The organism is Paenarthrobacter sp. JL.01a, from assembly GCF_025452095.1.
Lineage (GTDB): Bacteria > Actinomycetota > Actinomycetes > Actinomycetales > Micrococcaceae > Arthrobacter.
The window spans coordinates 2,221,807-2,242,032 of the sequence record NZ_CP104877.1; the positions used below are offsets into that span (position 1 = coordinate 2,221,807).

The 20,226-nt window shown below is 63.1% G+C and carries 18 protein-coding genes; 13 read left to right on the forward strand and 5 right to left on the reverse strand.

The window, feature by feature from the left end; genetic code table 11:
- Positions 1-10 precede the first annotated feature (10 nt).
- Positions 11-733 (forward strand): GntR family transcriptional regulator, encoded by a 723-nt coding sequence (locus N5P29_RS10480; RefSeq protein ID WP_262274932.1) that lies wholly within the window; start codon positions 11-13, stop codon positions 731-733.
- 13 nt (positions 734-746) lie between these two features.
- Here N5P29_RS10480 and N5P29_RS10485 read toward each other — a convergent pair whose 3' ends face one another.
- Genes N5P29_RS10485 through kynA form a run of 3 tightly spaced genes read right to left on the reverse strand, consistent with a single transcriptional unit; the run spans position 747 to position 3,754 of the window.
- Positions 747-1,607 carry a PaaX family transcriptional regulator gene (locus tag N5P29_RS10485; RefSeq protein WP_262274933.1) on the reverse strand — a complete coding sequence of 287 codons (861 nt, stop codon included), beginning with the start codon at positions 1,605-1,607 and terminating at the stop codon, positions 747-749.
- 7 nt (positions 1,608-1,614) lie between these two features.
- On the reverse strand, positions 1,615-2,853 hold the full coding sequence (gene kynU / locus N5P29_RS10490; protein ID WP_262278556.1) for a kynureninase: 1,239 nt from the start codon (positions 2,851-2,853) through the stop codon (positions 1,615-1,617).
- 31 nt (positions 2,854-2,884) lie between these two features.
- Positions 2,885-3,754, reverse strand: coding sequence for a tryptophan 2,3-dioxygenase (gene kynA, locus N5P29_RS10495; protein WP_262274934.1), 870 nt, complete (start codon positions 3,752-3,754; stop codon positions 2,885-2,887).
- 135 nt (positions 3,755-3,889) lie between these two features.
- Here kynA and N5P29_RS10500 point away from each other — a divergent pair, with 135 nt between their 5' ends.
- From N5P29_RS10500 to N5P29_RS10525, 6 genes are all read left to right on the forward strand, one after another.
- Positions 3,890-4,387: an HAD domain-containing protein gene (locus tag N5P29_RS10500; protein ID WP_262278557.1), complete on the forward strand. Its 498-nt coding sequence runs from the start codon at positions 3,890-3,892 to the stop codon at positions 4,385-4,387.
- A 178-nt stretch (positions 4,388-4,565) separates the two neighbouring features.
- Positions 4,566-5,771, forward strand: coding sequence for an inorganic phosphate transporter (locus tag N5P29_RS10505; protein WP_262274935.1), 1,206 nt, complete (start codon positions 4,566-4,568; stop codon positions 5,769-5,771).
- Positions 5,768-5,989 (forward strand): hypothetical protein, encoded by a 222-nt coding sequence (locus N5P29_RS10510; RefSeq protein ID WP_262274936.1) that lies wholly within the window; start codon positions 5,768-5,770, stop codon positions 5,987-5,989. Before N5P29_RS10505 ends, N5P29_RS10510 begins: the two co-directional genes overlap by 4 nt.
- Positions 5,990-6,085: 96 nt before the next feature.
- Positions 6,086-7,069 (forward strand): hypothetical protein, encoded by a 984-nt coding sequence (locus N5P29_RS10515; protein WP_262274937.1) that lies wholly within the window; start codon positions 6,086-6,088, stop codon positions 7,067-7,069.
- A complete protein-coding gene (locus N5P29_RS10520) occupies positions 7,066-7,950 on the forward strand; it encodes a hypothetical protein (protein WP_262274938.1) in 885 nt (294 codons plus the stop codon). Before N5P29_RS10515 ends, N5P29_RS10520 begins: the two co-directional genes overlap by 4 nt.
- Before the next feature lie 13 nt (positions 7,951-7,963).
- A complete protein-coding gene (locus N5P29_RS10525) occupies positions 7,964-8,515 on the forward strand; it encodes a dihydrofolate reductase family protein (protein ID WP_262274939.1) in 552 nt (183 codons plus the stop codon).
- Between the two features lie 26 nt (positions 8,516-8,541).
- Here the strand turns inward: N5P29_RS10525 and N5P29_RS10530 are convergent, their stop codons facing one another.
- Positions 8,542-9,006, reverse strand: a complete 465-nt coding sequence (locus N5P29_RS10530) for a hotdog fold thioesterase (RefSeq protein ID WP_262274940.1) — start codon at positions 9,004-9,006, stop codon at positions 8,542-8,544.
- A 160-nt stretch (positions 9,007-9,166) separates the two neighbouring features.
- Here N5P29_RS10530 and polA point away from each other — a divergent pair, with 160 nt between their 5' ends.
- The 4 genes from polA (at position 9,167) to rpsA (ending at position 15,891) form a co-directional block, all read left to right on the forward strand.
- Complete coding sequence (gene polA, locus N5P29_RS10535) at positions 9,167-11,809, forward strand: DNA polymerase I (RefSeq protein ID WP_262278558.1); 2,643 nt, start codon at positions 9,167-9,169, stop codon at positions 11,807-11,809.
- Between the two features lie 85 nt (positions 11,810-11,894).
- Positions 11,895-13,208: a GNAT family N-acetyltransferase gene (locus N5P29_RS10540; RefSeq protein WP_262274941.1), complete on the forward strand. Its 1,314-nt coding sequence runs from the start codon at positions 11,895-11,897 to the stop codon at positions 13,206-13,208.
- Between the two features lie 67 nt (positions 13,209-13,275).
- A complete protein-coding gene (locus tag N5P29_RS10545; RefSeq protein ID WP_262274942.1) occupies positions 13,276-14,226 on the forward strand; it encodes a polysaccharide deacetylase family protein in 951 nt (316 codons plus the stop codon).
- A gap of 189 nt (positions 14,227-14,415) precedes the next feature.
- Positions 14,416-15,891: a 30S ribosomal protein S1 gene (gene rpsA / locus N5P29_RS10550; protein ID WP_144658748.1), complete on the forward strand. Its 1,476-nt coding sequence runs from the start codon at positions 14,416-14,418 to the stop codon at positions 15,889-15,891.
- A 110-nt stretch (positions 15,892-16,001) separates the two neighbouring features.
- Here the strand turns inward: rpsA and N5P29_RS10555 are convergent, their stop codons facing one another.
- Positions 16,002-16,691, reverse strand: coding sequence for an IMPACT family protein (locus N5P29_RS10555; protein ID WP_262274943.1), 690 nt, complete (start codon positions 16,689-16,691; stop codon positions 16,002-16,004).
- Between the two features lie 22 nt (positions 16,692-16,713).
- On the opposite strand from N5P29_RS10555, the gene coaE reads away from it, so the two are divergent.
- A complete protein-coding gene (gene coaE / locus N5P29_RS10560; RefSeq protein WP_262274944.1) occupies positions 16,714-17,949 on the forward strand; it encodes a dephospho-CoA kinase in 1,236 nt (411 codons plus the stop codon).
- A 29-nt stretch (positions 17,950-17,978) separates the two neighbouring features.
- A complete protein-coding gene (gene uvrB / locus N5P29_RS10565; protein ID WP_262274945.1) occupies positions 17,979-20,078 on the forward strand; it encodes an excinuclease ABC subunit UvrB in 2,100 nt (699 codons plus the stop codon).
- Positions 20,079-20,226 lie beyond the last annotated feature (148 nt).

The window sequence follows — 20,226 nt, forward strand, 5'->3', positions numbered from 1 at the left end:
GGTTTTCCCTATGCCTGCTGACATCAAGCGTGCGACGCCCAAATACTACGTCGTCAAGACCGGAATTCTCGCCCTCATGGCGGGGCTCCGGCCAGGCACCCTCATCCCCACGGAGCGGGCCCTCGCGCAGAGCTATGCCACATCCCGCACTACTGTCCGCATGGCCATCAGTGAGCTTGTCGCGGAGGGCAGGCTCGCCAGAATACAGGGCCACGGAACATTCGTGGCGCCTCCCAAAGTGACCCACGTCAGGCAATTAACATCGTTTTCCGATGACGCGAGGACCCAGGGCCTCAACCCGGGCTCCACGCTGTTGGCGCTGGAGGTCGTCAAGGCAAGCCGGGACGTCGCCGCGCACCTGGCGTTGGGTGAGGGAGACACCGTGACCCGGCTCGAACGCATCCGGTTGATCGATGGAGCGCCGCTGGCCCATGAAGTTGCCTGGCTTCCGGGCAAGCTTCCCCGGTTCAAGGCCAACCTGGCCAAGTCCGACTCCCTGTATGCCGCGCTCAAGGACGTTTACGGGATATCCATCGCAGAGGTGGAGGATACTGTCGAAACGGCCTTGGCCGGTCCAGGAGACGTTGAGCTGCTGGGCATTGAAATGGGGGCGCCGCTGCTGGTGGTGCATCGGCTGGCCAAAGACAGCGACGGCGTGCCGGTTGAATGGACGCACAGCACCTTCCGTGGGGACAGGTTCCGCTTCGTATCAAGGGTGAGGGCGGACGGCTGAAGGCCTGCACTTCTCATGGGCCCGTGGTGACGCGAACGCCTTGGACCGTGCGTCGGACGAACTCGGCACTGGGCTCCTTGTAGGCGGCAACAATCCGCCCAAACAGCCGGGCGCCTTCGGAACCGGGCCAGTCCTCAGGGAGAAAGGTTGAGGGCAGCCCGGGATCGAGGTACGGGATGATGCGCCATCTGTCGATGCATTGGACGTAGGCCGCGAACGCGGCTGCCCCCGGTTCCACTTCCTGGCCGGCATCCGGGACTGCGCCGGCATGCTCGCGGATGAAGTCCTTGTGGAGTTCGGCGACGGCGTCCAGGTCCCACCATGCGGACGCGGCTTCCTGCAGGCTCCCACCCACAAGCGGTGTCCCTGCGACAAAGATCGTCACCATGTCACGCAGTTCGAGGTCAGCAAGAATCTCTTCCACTTCCACCCGAAGGGAGTCCGGGCAGATCCACAAGCCGGCGGCGACCGTTCCGCAGCCGATCCAGTGGAGCCTGCGCCGCAGTTGGTGTCGTTTTTCCCGCTCCGTCTCCGGGATGGAAAAAGAGATCAAACACCAGGGGTCGGAGGGGGACATGCTCCTGGGGTTGTAGATCCGCCGGTCACCGCGGGCCAACATGGCCGCAGCACCTTGCGTCAGGGTGAAGCCTGGACTTCCCTCCCGGTTCTGCTGGCTCAGTACGTCCTTTTTCCGCAGCCGGCCCAAGGCTGTCCGCGTCACGGTTGCCGATGTCCCCAGGGCATCCATCAGCGCCACGACATCTTTGGTGGACATCCAGCCGCCGACATCGCGCAAGTACAACCCAATGACTGTTCGCAGCAAGGACGGCGTGCTCCCGGGCCGGGAGTCCATGTCATCGAGGACGGCACTCACTTCCGGCTCACAGGAGTTCGGTGAGGACGTCCCGGATGGCTGAAACTCCCAGCTCCACCTCGGCATAGCTGGTGCTCAGCGGTGAAAGGCCAATGCGCAGGCCGTGCGGAGGCCGGAAATCGGGAATGACGCCCTTCTTCCAGAGCCTTGCGGTGACGTCGGCGAAGAGCGGGTGGTCAACCGTGATGTGCGAGCCGCGTTCGGAGGGATCACGGGGACTGACAATCTCAGCACCGAGCGGCACCAGGAGTTCTTCGGAGAGTGCAATGGCGTACTCCGTGAGTTTGATCGACTTGTCCCGTACGGCGTCCATTCCCACGGAGGCGATCAGTTCCACCATGTCCTTCAGTGGCTGCATGGCCAGGACCGGTGGGGTGCCCGTGATGAAGCGTCGGATGCCTTGGGCCGGGCGGTATGCAGCCGTCATCCCGAAAGGATTGTCCGCCCCCATCCAGCCCCAGATGGGCTGCTGCAGGCGATCCTGCGCAGACGCATTGACGTACGCGAAGGCGGGGGAGCCCGGGCCGCCGTTGAGGTACTTGTAGGTGCAGCCGACGGCGAGGTCCACGCCCCACGCGTCCAGCTCCATGGGTACGGACCCCACGGAATGGCACAGGTCCCACAGCATGAGCGCCCCGGCCTCGTGCACCTTGGCCGTGATCACCTCGGCGTCGGCAAGGAACCCCGAGCGGTAGGCAACGTGGCTGAGCACTACGACGGCGGTCCGCTCACCCAGCAGGTCGTCCAGGTCAGCGGCGCGGACGCCGCTGGTGGGGTTGGCCGCGATCCACTTGATGGTGGCTCCGCGTTCCTTGGCGATGCCTTCGATGATGAAGCGGTCTGTCGGGAAGTTGTCCCGGTCGATGATGATCTCGTCCCGGCCGGGCTGGGCATCCACTGCGGCCCGGATCATTTTGTACAGCATTACGGAGGTCGAGTCGCCCACCGTGACTTGTCCTGGCGCAGCTCCCAGAGTGACCTCACCGATGCGGTCGCCCACCCGCGTAGGTTCATCCATCCACTGTTCGTCCCATCCACGGATGAGGCGACTGCCCCAGGCGTCATGAACGAATGAGGCGAGGTTGGCGGACGTCACCTTGAGCGGCCTGCCCAGGGAGTTGCCGTCCAAGTACGAGGTGAGCTGGTCGGCGTCGGGCGCGTAAAAGGCTTCACGCTGGGCGGCGAGTGGATCCGCGGCGTCCAGTTCTGCCGACGTCGGCCATTGGGTCTGCTGTTTGGTGGTCATCATTTCTCCTGCGGAAGTGTGGGAGTGGCTGCTAGTTGCCGATCTCGGTACGGACGGCGTAGAGCTCGGGGAAGAAGGTCAGGTCCAAGGCGCGTTTGAGAAAGTCGACGCCGGATGACCCGCCCGTGCCCACTTTGAAACCGATGGTGCGCTGGACGGTCCGAAGGTGGCGGAAGCGCCAGGCCTGGAAGTTGTCCTCGATGTCCACGAGGTCCTCGCAGGCCTCATAGAGCCCCCACGGAGTGTCGTCGGACTCGTAGATCTTCTGGAAGACGGGGACCAGGTCCGCACGGAAGGTCCAGGGTTCACTGGTGTCCCGCTCGAGGATGTCGGCGGGAATGTCATAGCCTGCCCGGGCCAGCACGGCCAGGAAAGCGTCGTACAGCGTCGGTTCTTCCAGGAGGGTGCTGAGCAAGGCGTGGGCCTCGGGTTCGCTTTCGAAAACGCGCAGCATCCCCCGATTCTTGTTCCCCAGCAGGAATTCGACTCCGCGGTACTGATACGACTGGAAGCCCGATGAACTGCCCAGGAACCCGCGGAACTGGGCATACTCGCGGGGTGTCAGGGTGCCCAGGACCGACCATTGTTCGGTCATGGTGCGTTGGATGGCTTTGACGCGGGCGATGCATTTGAGCGCCTTGCCCAGGTTGTCGGCGTCGAAAAGCCGTCGGGCCTCCAGCAACTCATGGAGCACCAGCTTGAGCCAGAGCTCACTGGTCTGGTGCTGGATGATGAAAAGCAGTTCGTCGTGATGTTCCGGCTTGCTCAAGGGGTGCTGCGAACTGAGCAGGCGGTCAAGGTCCAGGTATCCGCCATAGGACATGGCGTGCCGGAAATCGGTGCGAACGGTGTCCTCGATGTCACGGACATTGCGTGAGGAATGGACTGCGGGCTTTTCCATGCATCGAGAATATCACCTGCATGACGAACGTCAAGGATCTGATTTTCCGATCCTGACGGTCGGCGGGGCTGCGTTCCCGTAGGCTGGCTTCAACCGTTGGGGAAGGGGACGCATGAGGATTCCGTGGAGGGCACCGTGACGCCGGTGTCCATCTATCTGGACGTCGACGGCGTGGTGAACCCCTTCAGTCCGATGGGCACCACCGACTGGGGCAGTGAATGGAGCATCGCCGACGCCGGCATCCTTGAGGTGGCCTTCGCGCCCGAAGCCGTTGCTGAACTCAACGCCCTGGCTGAACATCCGGCCGCACGCTTTGTTTGGCTGACGACGTGGGAGCGCCTGGCCCCGGAGTTTCTGTGCCCGGCCATCGGGCTGAACGGCCAGAACTGGCCTGTATTGTCCAGCCAAGGCTGGGATGAAGGGCCGGAATGGTGGAAGCTGGTGGCGCTGCAAAAGGATCTGGCGGCCAGCGGGAGCCAACGCTTTGCCTGGGTCGATGACCAGCTCAGCCAGGAGTCCGATGCCCGCTCATGGGCGGAATACCAGCAGGGCCGTGTGCTGTGCATCTCACCGGATCCCCGCAAGGGGTTGAGCCGCGCCGAACTTGCGGCCGTGCGCAGCTACCTGGGCTGAATCCGGGACCGCATTCGTTTGGCCCCTCGGGGGATGGCACGTAGGATTCTTAAGGTTTCAAGCCCGCCAGAGTGAATCCCGCAAGCAGGGTCAGTTGAACACTTGCTGAACTATGCTGTGGATGGCAGGTATGGGGAAGTGGAACTGCTGAACGTCGACTCTGCAGATTGGGCAACAGGTGGATATCACCTTCATGGTCGCGCTGGTAATAGCGTTGGCCCTATTCTTTGACTTCACCAACGGCTTTCACGACACAGCCAATGCGATGGCCACGCCTATCGCTACGGGGGCGATCAAGCCCAAAACGGCCGTTGCCCTGGCTGCGGTTCTCAACCTCGTGGGCGCCTTCCTCTCAACGGAAGTGGCCAAGACCATTTCCGGCGGACTCATCCGGGAAGGTTCCGACGGAATCCACATCACCCCGGACATTATCTTTGCCGGCCTTATGGGCGCCGTCCTGTGGAACATGATCACCTGGCTCAAGGGCCTGCCATCGAGTTCCTCGCACGCACTCTTCGGCGGCCTTATCGGCGCCGCGGTAGTGGGTATCGGTTTCCACTCCATCAACTTTGAAACAGTTCTGCAGAAGGTCATCCTTCCCGCAGTCTTTGCACCGCTCATTGCCGGTGGCGTGGCGTACATCTGTACCCGGCTGGCCTATGCGCTTACCTCCAGGCATGATCCGGAAACCGGTGACAAACTCACCCAGAAGCGTGGTGGTTTCCGGACCGGCCAGATCTTCACCTCCAGCCTCGTGGCCCTGGCGCACGGCACCAACGACGCCCAGAAGACCATGGGCATCATCACCCTGGTCCTCATCGCAGGTGGTACCCAGGCCCCAGGCAGCGGCCCTCAGTTCTGGGTCATCGCAGCATGTGCCTTCGCCATCGCCATCGGTACCTACGCCGGCGGCTGGCGCATCATACGCACCATGGGATCGGGCCTGACGGAGGTCAAACCTGCGCAGGGGTTCTCCGCGGAAACAAGCACCGCCTCGGCCATCCTCGCTTCATCCCACCTCGGCTTTGCCCTCTCGACCACCCAGGTTGCCTCGGGTTCGGTGATCGGCTCCGGACTTGGCCGGAAAGGTACCTCAGTCCGCTGGGGCACAGCCGGCAAGATTGCGCTGGGATGGCTCTTTACCCTTCCGGCATCGGCGATCGTTGGTGCGCTGACCGCCCTGCTCGTGGGAGCCGGCACCGTGGGTGTGATCATCGCCGCCGTCGTCGGAACCGCAGCAATCCTGTTCATGTTTGTCGTTTCCCGCAAATCCCACGTCGGCCACCACAACGCCGTCGAGGTTGAAGAAGCCGGCCACGCCGTACGGTTCCGCAAGAAGAAGAAGTCCCAAAAGAACACTCCGAGCAAGGACGTGCAGCGATGAAATGGTTGGAACTGCTGCAAGTAGCCGGCGTAACCCTCGTGGCCGCCGTGACGCTCGTTGTCCTCTACTCCCTGGGAGTCCGGCTCACCGCGATAGCCGGCGACATCCAGCACAAGTCACCTGCCCTGGTGCGCTCCCTGGCGTACGTTTGCTTTGGCCTTTGCGGCGTCGCCGTGCTGTTCGGCATTTACCTGATTGTTCCGTACTTCGGAAAGTAGCACTGTCTCTGGCAGCAACGTACATTCGGGAGAATAATCAGCTGTGTAGCCATGCGTGTGGCTGCGTGGTTGTGATCCGGCAGATATGGGGCTGTCATGATGTGCCCTTCCCGAAGCCGCGTCATCGGACTGACGCTCTTCCCGGTCCTGGTGCTGGCCCTTGCAGCGTGCTTGCCGCCCTCTTCTGAAGGACTGTCCCCGCAACCAGGTGCCAGCTCGCAAACAACCGGCACTCCGGGCAGGAACACCTCCACCATCGGCGCCCCCACCGCAGTCCAGCCAGCTGGTCCGGCCGGCCCGGGAGCCCCGCAGGAAAACGCCCCGGTGGTTCGGTGGATTCCAGTTGGGCCGGTAGGGCCCAACGACCCCACATCCGGCCAGCGGTATCTCCTGCTTCAGCAGTTCCAGTGTGATGCGCTGGCCCGCAGCGTGGAGGGCGCCGGGGATGAGGCCGTGTGGCTGGCGGGGGCCGCGGTCTGCCGGGCTGTACTAAGCGGCAAGGCCGATGATTGGGAAAGAGCATCGAATGCTGTTTCAGCCACGCCCCGGATCCCGGAAAACCAGTGCCTGGAGTTCAGGGTTGCCGCCATGTCGGCCATGATGGTGGCCCAACACCGCAGCAGCCCCCACACCGCTCTCAAGGTCGAACCGGGAGTTGGTGAAGCATGCCCCCGTCAACTGCAAGGTTTGACCGTAGTGGACGAACAGCTCAGGCCGGTGACGGGAACATCCCGGGCGTGGGGTCCCAGTACTGGCGGCACCATTGTCCGCCTCGACGGCTATTACGTCCGCATTGGCGAGGTCCTGTTCGACGGGGTGCCCGCAGACGTCGAATTCGTGGGTGACAGGAACGACTACGGGACCGTGTATTTGCGCATGCCGCCTGCCAATGGGCGCTCATCCATCAGGATCACGGTGACGGACACAGTGGACGTTGCCGGCGCAGTCACCTTCTTCTACGACGACGCCGCAGCGTCTTCCGGTACGGCAGGAACCGGCACCCCAACGGGCACGAAACCGGCACCAACCAGCCAAGCACCGACGTCGGCTCCTGCATCCTCATCCACGGCGTCACCGTGAGCGAGGTCTCCCCGGCCCCCGACGGCAGCAGCACCCGCTGGAAGCGAACCCTGGAGGTGCTCTCAGTGGTCGGTCCGCCGTTGACGGTGGTCACGGCCTTGCTGGTCTACTTCGGGTGGGCGCGCACCGATGCCCAAGCCAAGGCCATGGGATTGGATGTCAGCCTTTTCGGCTATACCGTCCAGGATTTCATCTTGAGGAGCATCCAGTCCCTGTTCCAGCCTCTGGCCTGGCTGGCTGTCATCGGCCTGCTCTGGCTCATGCTCGACCGTGCTGTGGCGCGCGTCCTCGAGTCTTCCCGGCATAGGAAGCTGGTGAAGCTCGGCGCCACCGTGATTCTCCTTCTGGGTTTCGCCCTTGCCGCCGTGATGTGGATAGCAGTGACGGTACGCCCGGAACAGGGTGTCCTTTATGCGCCCTTTCTGATCGCGGCCGGACTGGTGGTGGGGTCTTGGGCACTTGGTGTGCGACGCCGGGCCGCCGGGTCCACCGTGCCGGGTGCGTATGCCGGGCGCCGCGGGATCGAAGGGTGGTTGGTGTTCGTCCTGGTGACGCTGCTTCTGTTCTGGGGCACGTCCGACTACGCCCAGGCGCTGGGCCGGGGAGCCGCCGTCGACTACCAGGAACGTGCGCACCTGCTGCCCACCGCCGTCGTGTACAGCAAAGAACGGTTGGCCGTTACGGTGCCGAACGTCAAGGAAGAAGCGGCCGGGACGGACGCGGCCCCGTTGTACCGGTACACCGGGCTGCGCTTGCTGGTTGTCAGCGGCGGACGGATCTTCCTGTTGAACGATGGATGGTCGCTGGAGCGGGGCCGCGTAGTTGTGCTGCCGGATAACGGGAGCGTCCGCGTGGAGTATGGGAACCCCGCATCGGACTGACTAGTCTGGGGGCATGCCGACCTTCCAGTACTACGTAGCTGCCACCATCGACGGATTCATTGCTTCCCCCGATGATGACCTTGGGTGGCTCCTGCAGTTCGAAAGCGTTGACGGCGTGAACGAGGGCATCGAGTCCTTCATGGCCGGCGTTGGCTGCATCGCCATGGGTGGGGACACGTACAGGTGGCTCATGGACCACCAACCGGACACGTGGCCCTACCCCGACATCCCATGCTGGGTCTTTACCCATCACGAGTACTCCGCACCCGCTGGCGCGGACATCACCTTCGTCCGGGGTGATGTCACGGAGTTCGCCCCGGACCTGCTGAAGGACGCCGGCCCGAAGAATGTCTGGTTGCTCGGTGGAGGGGACCTCGTGGCGCAGTTCGCCGATGCCGGCCTGCTCGATGACATCATCGTCACCGTCGTGCCGGTCGTTTTGGGCGCGGGAAAGCCGCTCCTGCCGCTCAAGGGCCCGACGGCGCCGCTTGAGTTGGTCTCGTCAAGGATCCTTGGCGGGGCCGCGGCAGAGTTGCATTACAGGCTGCCGCGGCGTCCGCGTTAGGGCCCGCTTGGAGCCGGGGCCGCACTTCAGTGGCGGTTGTCCCTGATCATGTTGGTGATGCGGGCGGTTGAAAGCCTGCGGCCCTTCTCGTCAGTGATCACAATCTCATGGGTGGCCAGGGTGCCACCCAAGTGGATTGCCGTGCAGGTGCCTGTCACGATACCCGTCGCTATGGAGCGGTGATGTGTGGCACCCACTTCGATGCCCACAGCGTGGCGTCCTCTTCCCGCGTGCAACGATGCTGCGAAAGAGCCCAGGGTTTCGGCCAGCACAACGTGGGCCCCGCCGTGGAGGATGCCCGCCACCTGCGTGTTTCCCTCGACCGGCATGGTAGCCACCATGCGTTCTGCGCTCATTTCGGTGAAACGGATTCCCATTTTCACCACGAGCGTCCCCACTCCGTGCGCGGAAAGCCAATCGTGGAACTCTTCCGGTACTCCGGCCTCGTTGAGTTGGTCCACAAAGCTGTTCGGCGTGAAATTGTCCATCATGCCAACTAGGCTGGCACCTGTGAGTGAAACAACCAAACCGGACCAGATTCCAACGGCCCAGGCTGCTGCCATTGCTACAGCACCCGCCCCCACTGCCACGACCTCCAGCAGCGTCACGGGGGAGGGCCGGCCCAGGTTGCTGGTCCTGGACGGCCACTCCATGGCTTTCCGGGCCTTCTACGCCCTTCCTGCCGAGAATTTCTCGACCGCCCGTGGTCAGCACACCAACGCCGTGCACGGTTTTACGTCCATGCTGATCAACCTGATCAAGGACCAAAAGCCGACCCACGTTGCCGTCGCCTTTGACGTCTCGGACGACACGACCTTCCGGAAGGCGGAGTACAGCGAATACAAGGGCGGCCGCAACGCCACGCCCGCGGAGTTCGCCGGGCAGATCGGCCTCATCGCCCGGGTGATGGAGGCATGGGGCATCAAGACCATCGCCATGCCCGGATACGAGGCTGACGATGTCCTCGCGACGTTGGCTTCGCAGGCCGACGCTGCCGGTTTCGAAGTACTTCTGGTTTCCGGCGACCGGGATGCCTTCCAGCTGATCAACGACAACGTTTTTGTGCTCTACCCCAAGCAGGGTGTCAGCAACATTCCCAAGATGGACGCCGCAGCCATTGAGGAAAAGTACTTCGTCAAGCCCGGCCTGTACTCGGACCTCGCCGCGCTGGTCGGGGAGTCCGCGGACAACCTTCCGGGCGTGCCCGGCGTCGGCCCCAAGACGGCGGCCAAATGGATCAACCTCTACGGAGGCCTTGAGGGAATCCTGGAAAACCTTGATTCCATCGGGGGCAAGGTGGGCGGAGCGCTCAAGGAGAACCTGGAAAACGTCAAGCGCAACCGCAGGCTGAACCAGTTGCTCACCGACCTGGACCTGCCCATAACCCTGGAAGACCTCCATGAGCCGCGCCCCGATCGCCAGGCCATCGAGGAACTCTTTGAGGAGCTTGAATTCCGGACCCTTCGTACGAGGCTGTTCGACCTTTACGGCGATGACACTGCCGGGGCAGCGCCGGACACCATCGATGCCCCGGAGTTCGCCACCCTCACCGGTGCCCAGGAACTGGAGGCCTTTTTCGCCGCCGGTTCCGGGGTGCGGTCCGCCGTCGCCGTCCAGCTTGTCCCGGGCCGCATCGGTGACGATGCCAGTGCGCTGGCAGTCGTCCGCACCAACGGCGCGGCCTACATTGAGCTGACCGGCCTGGATGCCGCGGCTGAGGACGTGCTGGCCCGCTGGCTCCGCGACCCCGAAGAAGCCAAGGTCCTGCACGAGTTCAAATCGGCGCTTAAGGCGCTGCACAACCGCGGCCTTGGCCTTGAAGGCGTCGTGGATGACACGTCGATCTCCGGCTACCTGATCCAGCCCGACCGCCGCAGCTACGATCTCGCAGAACTCGCACAAGTTCACCTCAAGATCGCCTTGGGACCTGCGGCCGCCCAGTCCGGACAGCTGGAACTGGACCTGTCCGGTGAAACGGACCAGGCCGCGGCTGCAGCGTTGGTGCAGCATGCCGCCGTCGTGCAGGCCCTCAGCAAGCACTTCGAAAAGGAGCTGGCGGACCGCAACGCCGATGCCCTCCTGACCACTTTGGAGCTTCCGGTGGCGCGCGTCCTCGCCCAGATGGAACTGACCGGCATCTTCGTCTCCCAGGAGCGCATGGATGAGCAGCTCGCCGACCTGACGAAGGTGATCGAAACCGCCCAGGAGCAGGCCTTCGCGGCCATCGGCCATGAAGTGAACCTGGGCTCGCCCAAACAGCTGCAGACTGTCCTGTTCGAAGAACTGGGACTGCCCAAAACTAAGAAGATCAAGTCCGGCTACACCACCGATGCCGCCTCACTCAAGGCGCTGCTGGAAAAGACCGGCCACGAATTCCTCGTCCAGCTCATGGCACACCGGGAGTCTTCGAAGCTGGCACAAATGGTGGAGACCCTGAAAAAGTCGGTCGCCGACGACGGACGGATCCACACCACCTACGCGCAGAACATCGCGGCGACGGGCCGTATCTCGTCGAACAACCCCAACCTGCAAAACATCCCCGTCCGCAGTGAAGAAGGCCGACGCGTCCGTGGCATCTTCGTGGTGAGCGAGGGCTATGAGTGCTTGTTGTCCGCTGACTATTCCCAGATCGAAATGCGCATCATGGCGCACCTTTCCGGGGACGAGGCACTGATCCAGGCGTACCGGGACGGGGAAGACCTGCACCGTTTCGTTGGGTCGCGGATCTTCAACGTCGAGCCTGCGGAAGTCACCAGTGCCATGCGCTCGAAGGTGAAGGCGATGTCCTACGGCCTGGCTTACGGCCTCACGTCCTTCGGGCTCTCCAAGCAACTGGAGATCTCCGTGGATGAGGCCAGGACCCTCATGAAGGACTACTTCGATCGCTTCGGCGGCGTCCGGGATTATCTGAGGGGCGTCGTGGACCAGGCCAGGACTGATGGCTACACCGCAACCATCGAAGGCCGCCGTCGCTACCTCCCGGACCTGACCAGCACCAACCGGCAGGCCCGTGAAGCAGCCGAACGTATCGCCCTGAACTCACCCATCCAGGGCTCCGCCGCCGACCTCATCAAGCGAGCCATGCTGGGCGTGTCGGCTGAGCTCGCCAGCCAGGGACTCAAGTCACGCATGCTGCTTCAGGTCCATGACGAACTTGTGCTCGAAGTTGCCCCGGGGGAGCGGGAGGCGGTGGAGAAGCTGGTCATCGAGCAGATGGGTTCGGCAGCGGACCTGTCGGTTCCGCTCGATGTCCAGATCGGCGTCGGTTCCAGCTGGTACGAGGCCGGGCACTAGCCTGCGTCAAGCAATTCCTTGATCGCTTGGGGGCGCGCCGCCGTGATGGTGGCGCGCCCCCAGGCGTCTGGCTAGGCTCGAAGGCGTGGCTGATTCCAAGGAACACAACACCGCAAAATATTCCGTCGAGAGATTCCCCGTTGTTGCCGATCGCAATGATGCGGGGTATGACCGTTCAACCCGTTGGGTGCAGGCAGTCTCCCACGGGTTCCACCAGCAGCGGCGGGACGACGAGTACCTCGCCAAGACCTTGGCGGCTTACCAAACAGACAAGCGTGAGCTGACCGGCGTCTACGTCACAGGTCAGGTGCCAGAGCATTCGCTGGCTGCCGACGTTCCCGTGGCAACCTACGCCACTATGCGCAAGACGCTGAACATTGGCTTTGGGCGCACGCTCGAGTCCAACCTGATTACGTCCGTGACGGTCCGCGGTACCCACCGACGCAACGGAATCCTGCGGGGGATGATTACCGCGGACCTGGAAGGTGCCAAGGATGACGGCCTTGCCATGGCGGCACTGACTGCGTCCGAAGGTTCCATTTACGGGCGCTTCGGATTCGGAGTCGCCACCTTTGAACGCAGCATCACTGTGGACACAGGACCGCGCTTCCAGCTAAAGGGGCAGGCTTCGGGGACTGTTGAAGTCGCCGACCCGTCTGTCCTCCTGGACGTGGCACCGCAGGTCTTTGCCAAGGTCCACCATCTTTCACCCGGGTCCGTGGACCGGCAGGAGTATTACCGGCTTGTTGCCTCAGGGTCGATCGGCCATGACGGCAAGCCCGACCTCTCCGTTCGTTCAGCGTTGCACTACGACGCTTCCGGGACCTTGGATGGCTATGTGTCGTACCGGTTCAAGGGCTGGGACCACAAGCCGTACACCATGGAGATCGTGGATCTCGTGGCAGCAAGCAATGCGGCCTACCTTGACCTGTGGCGTTTCCTGGGCAGCATCGACCTCATTGAGCAGGTGACGTGGGTCGAAGCTCCCGTGGATGATCCTTTGGCGTGGGCGCTTGAAGATCCGCGGTGCATCGAGGCCTCCGACGTCCGCGACATGCTGTGGCTCAGGATCCTTGATACCCGGGCAGCCCTTGAGGCCAGGCGCTTCCCTGTGTCCGACCGTTTGGTTCTGCAGGTTACGGACTCCCTGGGCCTGGCGGAGGGCACTTGGGTTCTGGAGTCCGACGGCGGTGCTGCCGCCGTCGTCAGTGACGCCACTGGAACCGCGCCCGATCTCAGCATGGACGCCACCGACCTCGCTTCGATCTACCTGGGTGCGGTTTCGCCGGTGACGCTGGCCGCAGCGGGTCGCCTCCACGAGCACACCCCGGGCTCTGCCTTCAGGGCGCAGCAATTGTTCACAGTGGAACGCCCGGCCCACTGTCTGACACACTTCTAACGGCGCCCTTTCGGCCGGTACCACCTCACATCAAGATCACATAGTCACATCGTCAGTAAGGACATCCATGGGGGATTCCAAGCGGCGGCCTTTGGCCGGCCGTAGGTCAGTGCTGCTTGGAATGGCGGGCTTGGCGGCCGCGGTTATGTCGGGATGCGCCGACGGGGGCGCAGGAGCGCTCCCAACCCTTCCTGAACAGGATGTGGCGCGGGAACACCTGCGGCCGTCGGGACCGGCCACGCCGCCTCCATCCATTGCCGGCAAATCCAGCGAGCAGGCCGCTGCGGCCCGGGCACAGCCGAGCTCCAAGCCCCCGGTTTTGCCGAACAAAACGACGATCCTGGCGGAGTTCGCGGGCCGGCAGCCCAAGGAATGGGGGCTGCACGTTACGGGCGTCATCAACGAAGCTCCTTCCAGGCAGGCAGCCCTGACATTCGATGCCTGCGGCGGACCGGGCGGCTCCGAGTGCGACCACGAGCTGCTGCGGACCCTGCGCAGGCTCAATGTGCCGGCGACCCTCTTCGTCAACAACCGCTGGATCCGTGCCAATCCGTCGCTCTCCGCCGAGTTGGCGGCAGATCCGCTGTTCGAGCTCGCCAACCACGGCACGTCGCATCTGCCATTGTCCGTGAACGGCAAGTCAGCTTACGGAATCACCGGAACGGCGAATGCGTCGGCGGCGTTTGACGAACTCGCCGGCAACCAACAAGCGATGCACGACACTTTCGGGAAATCGCCGCAGTTCTTCCGGCCCGGCACTGCGTTCTACGACGACGTCACGGCAGCGATGACGCGCAGGCTCGGGATGATACCGGTGAACTTCACGATCAATGGCGACGGCGGGGCAACATTTCCGGCCGCAACTGTCGCCACCGAGGTGGGGCGGGCAGGCCCGGGAGATATCGTCATTTCCCACTTCAACAAGCCGGCGGGCGCGACAGCGGAAGGCTATGCGCGCATTCTGCCTCGGTTGCTGGACAAGGGCATTACCTTTGGCCGGCTGGGCGACGTGCTCTAGCCGTAACAGTGCTTTTGACCCTGCTTTGCCCTTGCGACTAGAATAAACGGGCGTGTACTACGTGCATGCATCCATTTTGTACTAATCCACAAATCAGGATGACCCGGCGATGTGCCGTGTCTGCCGTCCGGACCCGGACGGCAGCGGTTTGCCTGACCGACTAACTATCCACAACGGAGCCCCTACTACATGACCATCACCTCCACCGAGAAGCCCGGTACCCCCGTAGTCGCCATTAACGACATCGGTACCGCTGAGGACTTCCTCGCAGCTGTCGACGCCACCATCAAGTACTTCAACGACGGAGATCTCGTCGAAGGTACCGTCGTCAAGGTCGACCGCGACGAAGTTCTGCTCGACATCGGTTACAAGACCGAAGGTGTCATCCCTTCCCGTGAGCTTTCCATCAAGCACGACGTCGACCCCGGCGAAGTTGTCGCTGTTGGCGACCAGGTCGAAGCCCTGGTTCTCACCAAGGAAGACAAAGAAGGCCGTCTGATCCTCTCCAAGAAGCGTGCTCAGTACGAGCGTGCCTGGGGCGACATCGAGAAGGTCAAGGAAGAAGACGGTGTCGTTACCGGTACCGTCATCGAGGTTGTCAAGGGTGGCCTCATCCTGGACATCGGCCTGCGCGGCTTCCTGCCCGCATCCCTCGTCGAGATGCGTCGCGTCCGCGACCTGGCTCCGTACATCGGTCAGCAGATCGAAGCCAAGATCATCGAGCTCGACAAGAACCGCAACAACGTTGTTCTGTCCCGCCGTGCATGGCTCGAGCAGACCCAGTCCGAGGTCCGCTCCACGTTCCTCAACAAGCTGGAAAAGGGCCAGGTCCGTCCCGGCGTTGTTTCCTCCATCGTCAACTTCGGTGCATTCGTGGACCTTGGCGGCGTAGACGGCCTCGTCCACGTTTCCGAGCTCTCCTGGAAGCACATCGACCACCCGTCCGAGGTTGTCGAGGTTGGCCAGGAAGTCACCGTCGAGGTCCTCGAAGTGGATCTGGACCGCGAGCGTGTCTCCCTGTCGCTCAAGGCTACGCAGGAAGACCCGTGGCAGACCTTCGCCCGCACCCACGCCCTTGGCCAGGTTGTTCCGGGTAAGGTCACCAAGCTGGTTCCGTTCGGTGCGTTCGTCCGCGTCGAAGACGGCATCGAAGGCCTCGTCCACATCTCCGAGCTGGCTGTCCGCCACGTTGAGCTCGCCGAGCAGGTTGTCTCCGTTGGCGACGAACTGTTCGTCAAGGTCATCGACATCGACCTCGAGCGTCGCCGCATCTCCCTCTCCCTCAAGCAGGCCAACGAGGGCGTTGACGCAGACAGCACCGAGTTCGATCCCGCTCTGTACGGCATGGCCGCTGAGTACGACGAAGAGGGCAACTACAAGTACCCCGAGGGCTTCGACCCCGAGTCGAACGAATGGCTCGAAGGCTACGAAGCACAGCGTGCCGCTTGGGAGCAGCAGTACGCTGACGCCCAGACCCGCTGGGAAGCCCACAAGAAGCAGGTTGCCCAGCACGCTGCCGACGACGCTGCAGCTGCAACGTCCGGTGAGAGCGATTCCGGCGCAACCAGCTACTCCTCGGAGCCGGCTGCAGCTGAGTCGAACGCCGGCACCCTGGCATCCGACGAAGCCCTCGCCGCACTGCGCGAGAAGCTGACCGGCAACTAATTCCGCCTCCCTCACGGGATGTGCTGAATAGCCAACAAAGGACCCCTGCCTTCGGGCAGGGGTCCTTTGCGCTTTAAGCCTTGTGATGCTTTGGCCCTTGAGCCAGGTGTTCAGGTGGGAACATCAACCCATTCAGTGGCTTCAGGCCGGAGGGCCGAGTTCCCCGCCGTCAATGCCGCCACCCGTGCGTGGGCCTCCGCTATAACCCGCGGCTCATCTGCAACCGCTATCCGGAGGACGGCATGCCGGGCCTCGTACCGCGTCTCCGCCATAACGTACCCGGCATTGCGGAGCTCGTTGTCCAGACGGCCTGCGTCCGCGTGGGGAACCTCAATGGCGCACAAACGCAGCCGCCGGCGCTGGACCAGGGGGGCGAGGTCCAGCGCCGCAGAGACCGACTCAGAGTAGGCCCGGACCAGGCCACCGGCACCCAGCAGAATGCCGCCGAAATAGCGGACGACGACGGCGGCGACGTCGCTGAGGTCCGTCACCCCCGGCGATGACTCCCGCTTGATGAGTGCTTCAAGCATTGGTATGCCCGCAGTGCCTGACGGTTCACCGTCGTCGCTGGATCGTTGGATCATCCGATCCGGGCCGATCACGAACGCAGAGCAGTGATGCCGCGCGTCATGGAACTCCCGTCGCAGCCCCGCCACGAGATCCCGTGCGGTGTGCTCATCGCCCGACCGACGCAGGACAGTGATGAAACGCGACCGGCGTATCTCCAGTTCATGCCGGAAATCGGGTCCTGAGGCGAGTGTGGTGTATCTGGTAGCCCGGCTTTCGTCCTCAATTTCCACCGCTTCAGTCTAGTGTTGAGGGGTGCTGAAAATCGGACTGACGGGCGGCATCGCCTCAGGGAAATCGTTGGTGTCCTCAAGGTTCCGGGAGCTGGGCGCCGTCCTCATCGACGCTGATGTCCTTGCCCGTCAGGTGGTGGAACCCGGGACGCCAGGCTTGGAGCAGCTCGTCGAAGCATTTGGCACCGGCATCCTGGACCCGGATGGACGGCTGGACCGGCCGAGGCTGGGCTCCATCGTGTTTCGGGATCCGGCGCAACGTGAGGTCCTGAACGGCGTCGTCCATCCGCTGGTCCGCAGGGCGGCGGCGGCCATCATGGACAGCGCCGGCACCGGCGACATCGTGGTCCAGGACATCCCGCTCCTGGTGGAGACCGGGCAGGGCCGCAATTTCCACTTGGTGGTGGTAGTTGACGCGCCAGAAGACGTCCGCGTCCAGCGCATGGTGGAGTTCCGGGGCATGGACCCTGAAGACGCCCGTTCCCGTATGGCGGCACAGGCTGGCCGGGCAGAACGGAACGCCGCCGCGGACATCATTCTTGACAACGCAGGAAGCCCTGACCAGCTGCTGGCTTCGGTCGAAGCGTTGTGGGAGCAACGATTGGTGCCTTTTGCGGCCAACATCAAGCGCGGTGTCAGGGCCCCTCGGACGGTTGGTCCGGTGATGGTGGAACCGGCTGGGGACTGGGCAGCGCAAGCGCGGCGTCTGGCGGAGCGCATCTCGGCGGCCGTTCCCGAAGCTTTGGCCGTGGACCACATCGGTTCGACCTCCGTGCCGGGCTTGCCGGCGAAGGACGTCCTGGACCTCCAGTTGGCTGTGCCGGACCTGGCAACGGCGGACCGGATCTCGCCCTTGCTGGCTGCGGCCGGCTTTCCGGAAGTTCCCGGGATCACGGAGGACACTCCCAAGCCTTCGGACCCTGATCCGGCGTCGTGGCAGAAACGGTTCCATGCCAATGCTGATCCAGGCCGGCCTGTTAACCTGCATGTCCGTGCGGTCGGGTCAGCCGGTTGGCAGTACGCGTTGCTGTTCCGCGATTGGTTGCGCGGGGATCCTTCAGCTCTGGCTCAGTACGAAGCCCTCAAAAGCCAGTTGGCGGCCGCCCATTCCAGCGACAACGGCACAGCTGAGTACGCCGAGGCCAAGGAACCGTGGTTTACCAATGTGGCCTGGCCCGCCATGGAAGAGTGGGCCGCGCGCACAGGCTGGACACCGCCGTCGTACTCATCTTCCGCTGTGCGCAAAAGCGGACAGTAACTGTCCTGGGGCGGGGGTAGATTTGATGCATGAGCCTTGCCCAGGAAATCAACCGTGTCGTAGCGCCCTTTGAAGTTGTCAGTGACTACAAGCCTGCCGGTGACCAGCCAACCGCCATCGCGGAGCTGACCGAACGCATCAAGAACGGTGAGAAGGACGTAGTCCTCCTGGGTGCCACCGGAACGGGTAAGAGTGCCACCACGGCCTGGCTCATCGAGCAGGTCCAGCGGCCTACGCTGGTGATGGTCCAGAACAAGACCCTTGCCGCGCAATTGGCCAACGAATTCCGGGAGCTCCTGCCAAACAACGCGGTTGAGTACTTCGTGTCCTACTACGACTACTACCAGCCCGAAGCCTACGTCGCCCAGACTGACACGTTCATCGAAAAGGACTCCTCCATCAACGAGGAAGTCGAACGCCTGCGCCACTCCGCAACCAACGCCCTGTTGACCCGCCGCGACGTCGTGGTGGTGGCCACGGTCTCCTGCATCTACGGCCTGGGCACGCCTGAAGAGTACATTGCCGGCATGGTCACGCTGCGCAAGGGTGCGGAGATGAACCGCGACCATCTCCTGCGCAAGTTCGTCTCCATGCAGTACGCGCGCAACGACACGGACTTCCACCGGGGAACCTTCCGGGTCCGTGGGGACACCGTCGAGATCATTCCGATGTACGAGGAACTTGCCATCAGGATCGAGTTCTTCGGTGACGAGATCGAGAACATCCAGACCCTCCACCCCCTGACCGGTGAGGTCATCCGGGACGAGGAAGAGATGTACGTTTTCCCGGCGTCGCACTATGTCGCGGGGCCCGAACGCATGGCCCGGGCCATCAAGCGGATTGAAGACGAACTCGCCGACCGCTTGAAGGTCCTCGAAGCCCAGAACAAGCTGGTGGAGGCACAGCGCCTGCGTATGCGCACCACCTATGACCTCGAAATGATGCAGCAGATGGGCTTCTGCAACGGTATTGAAAACTACTCGGTGCACATCGACGGCCGCGATCCCGGCACGGCACCGCACTGCCTCCTTGATTACTTCCCGGATGACTTCCTGCTGGTGGTCGACGAGTCGCACGTCACCATTCCCCAGATCGGTGCAATGTACGAAGGCGACATGTCCCGCAAGCGCAACCTTGTGGACTTCGGCTTCCGTTTGCCCTCGGCCATGGACAACCGGCCGCTGAAATGGGACGAGTTCCTCGAACGTATCGGCCAGACCGTCTACCTCTCGGCCACACCAGGCAAGTACGAACTCGGCAAGGCCGACGGCTACGTCCAGCAGATCATCCGTCCCACCGGACTCATCGATCCCGAGGTCGTGGTCAAACCCACCAAGGGCCAGATCGACGACCTCCTTGGCGAGATCCGGATCCGCACGGAGAAGAACGAGCGTGTCCTCGTGACCACGCTGACCAAGCGGATGGCGGAGGATCTCACCGATTACCTGGTGGGCCATGGCATCAAGGTCGAATACCTGCACTCCGACGTTGATACCTTGAGGCGCGTGGAGTTGCTCCGTGAGCTCCGGATGGGCGTCTTCGATGTCCTGGTGGGCATCAACTTGTTGAGGGAAGGTTTGGACCTGCCCGAAGTCTCCCTGGTGAGCATCCTCGACGCCGACAAGGAAGGCTTCCTGCGTTCCTCCACCTCCCTGATCCAGACCATCGGCCGTGCCGCCCGTAACGTCTCAGGCCAGGTCCACATGTATGCCGACAAGATCACCGACTCGATGGCACACGCCATTGATGAGACGAACCGGCGCCGTGCCATCCAGGTCAAGTACAACACCGACCACGGCATCGATCCGCAGCCGTTGCGCAAGAAGATTGCCGACATCACGGACCAATTGGCCAAGGAAGACGCCGATACCCAGGAACTGCTGAACAACAACCGGCTGGCCAAGGGCGGAAAACGTGGCAAGTCCGCAGCCAAGGGAGCGGCAACTGTCCGGCAGGACGGCCTCGCCGCTGCGCCTGCCGAGGATCTGGTGGGGCTCATCGAACAGCTCACGGAACAGATGCACGGTGCCGCTGCCGAACTGCAGTTCGAAGTAGCTGCAAGGATCCGCGACGAAGTCAAGGAGTTGAAGCGCGAATTACGCCAGATGCAGACCGCCGGCCACGCCTAGGGTATGGTTTAAGCCACGTAGGGGAGTATCCCAAGCGCTAGGTTCGTCAGCACGCAAGGCATGGTTGCCTCGCCGGGCCTAGCGGGTCACCTTGTCAGAGCATCAAACGCTCCTTGGTGCCCGGAGAGACTTACACCGTTTTCCCGTA

Bases quoted from the DNA above. Each gene is read 5' to 3' on its own strand.
- N5P29_RS10480 (WP_262274932.1), top strand. From the start codon at position 11: ATGCCTGCTGACATCAAGCGTGCGACGCCCAAATACTACGTCGTCAAG.
- kynU (WP_262278556.1), bottom strand. From the start codon at position 2,853: ATGACCACCAAACAGCAGACCCAATGGCCGACGTCGGCAGAACTGGAC.
- kynA (WP_262274934.1), bottom strand. From the start codon at position 3,754: ATGGAAAAGCCCGCAGTCCATTCCTCACGCAATGTCCGTGACATCGAG.
- N5P29_RS10510 (WP_262274936.1), top strand. From the start codon at position 5,768: ATGAAATGGTTGGAACTGCTGCAAGTAGCCGGCGTAACCCTCGTGGCC.
- N5P29_RS10515 (WP_262274937.1), top strand. From the start codon at position 6,086: ATGATGTGCCCTTCCCGAAGCCGCGTCATCGGACTGACGCTCTTCCCG.
- N5P29_RS10525 (WP_262274939.1), top strand. From the start codon at position 7,964: ATGCCGACCTTCCAGTACTACGTAGCTGCCACCATCGACGGATTCATT.
- N5P29_RS10530 (WP_262274940.1), bottom strand. From the start codon at position 9,006: ATGATGGACAATTTCACGCCGAACAGCTTTGTGGACCAACTCAACGAG.
- polA (WP_262278558.1), top strand. From the start codon at position 9,167: ATGGCTTTCCGGGCCTTCTACGCCCTTCCTGCCGAGAATTTCTCGACC.
- N5P29_RS10545 (WP_262274942.1), top strand. From the start codon at position 13,276: ATGGGGGATTCCAAGCGGCGGCCTTTGGCCGGCCGTAGGTCAGTGCTG.
- rpsA (WP_144658748.1), top strand. From the start codon at position 14,416: ATGACCATCACCTCCACCGAGAAGCCCGGTACCCCCGTAGTCGCCATT.
- uvrB (WP_262274945.1), top strand. From the start codon at position 17,979: ATGAGCCTTGCCCAGGAAATCAACCGTGTCGTAGCGCCCTTTGAAGTT.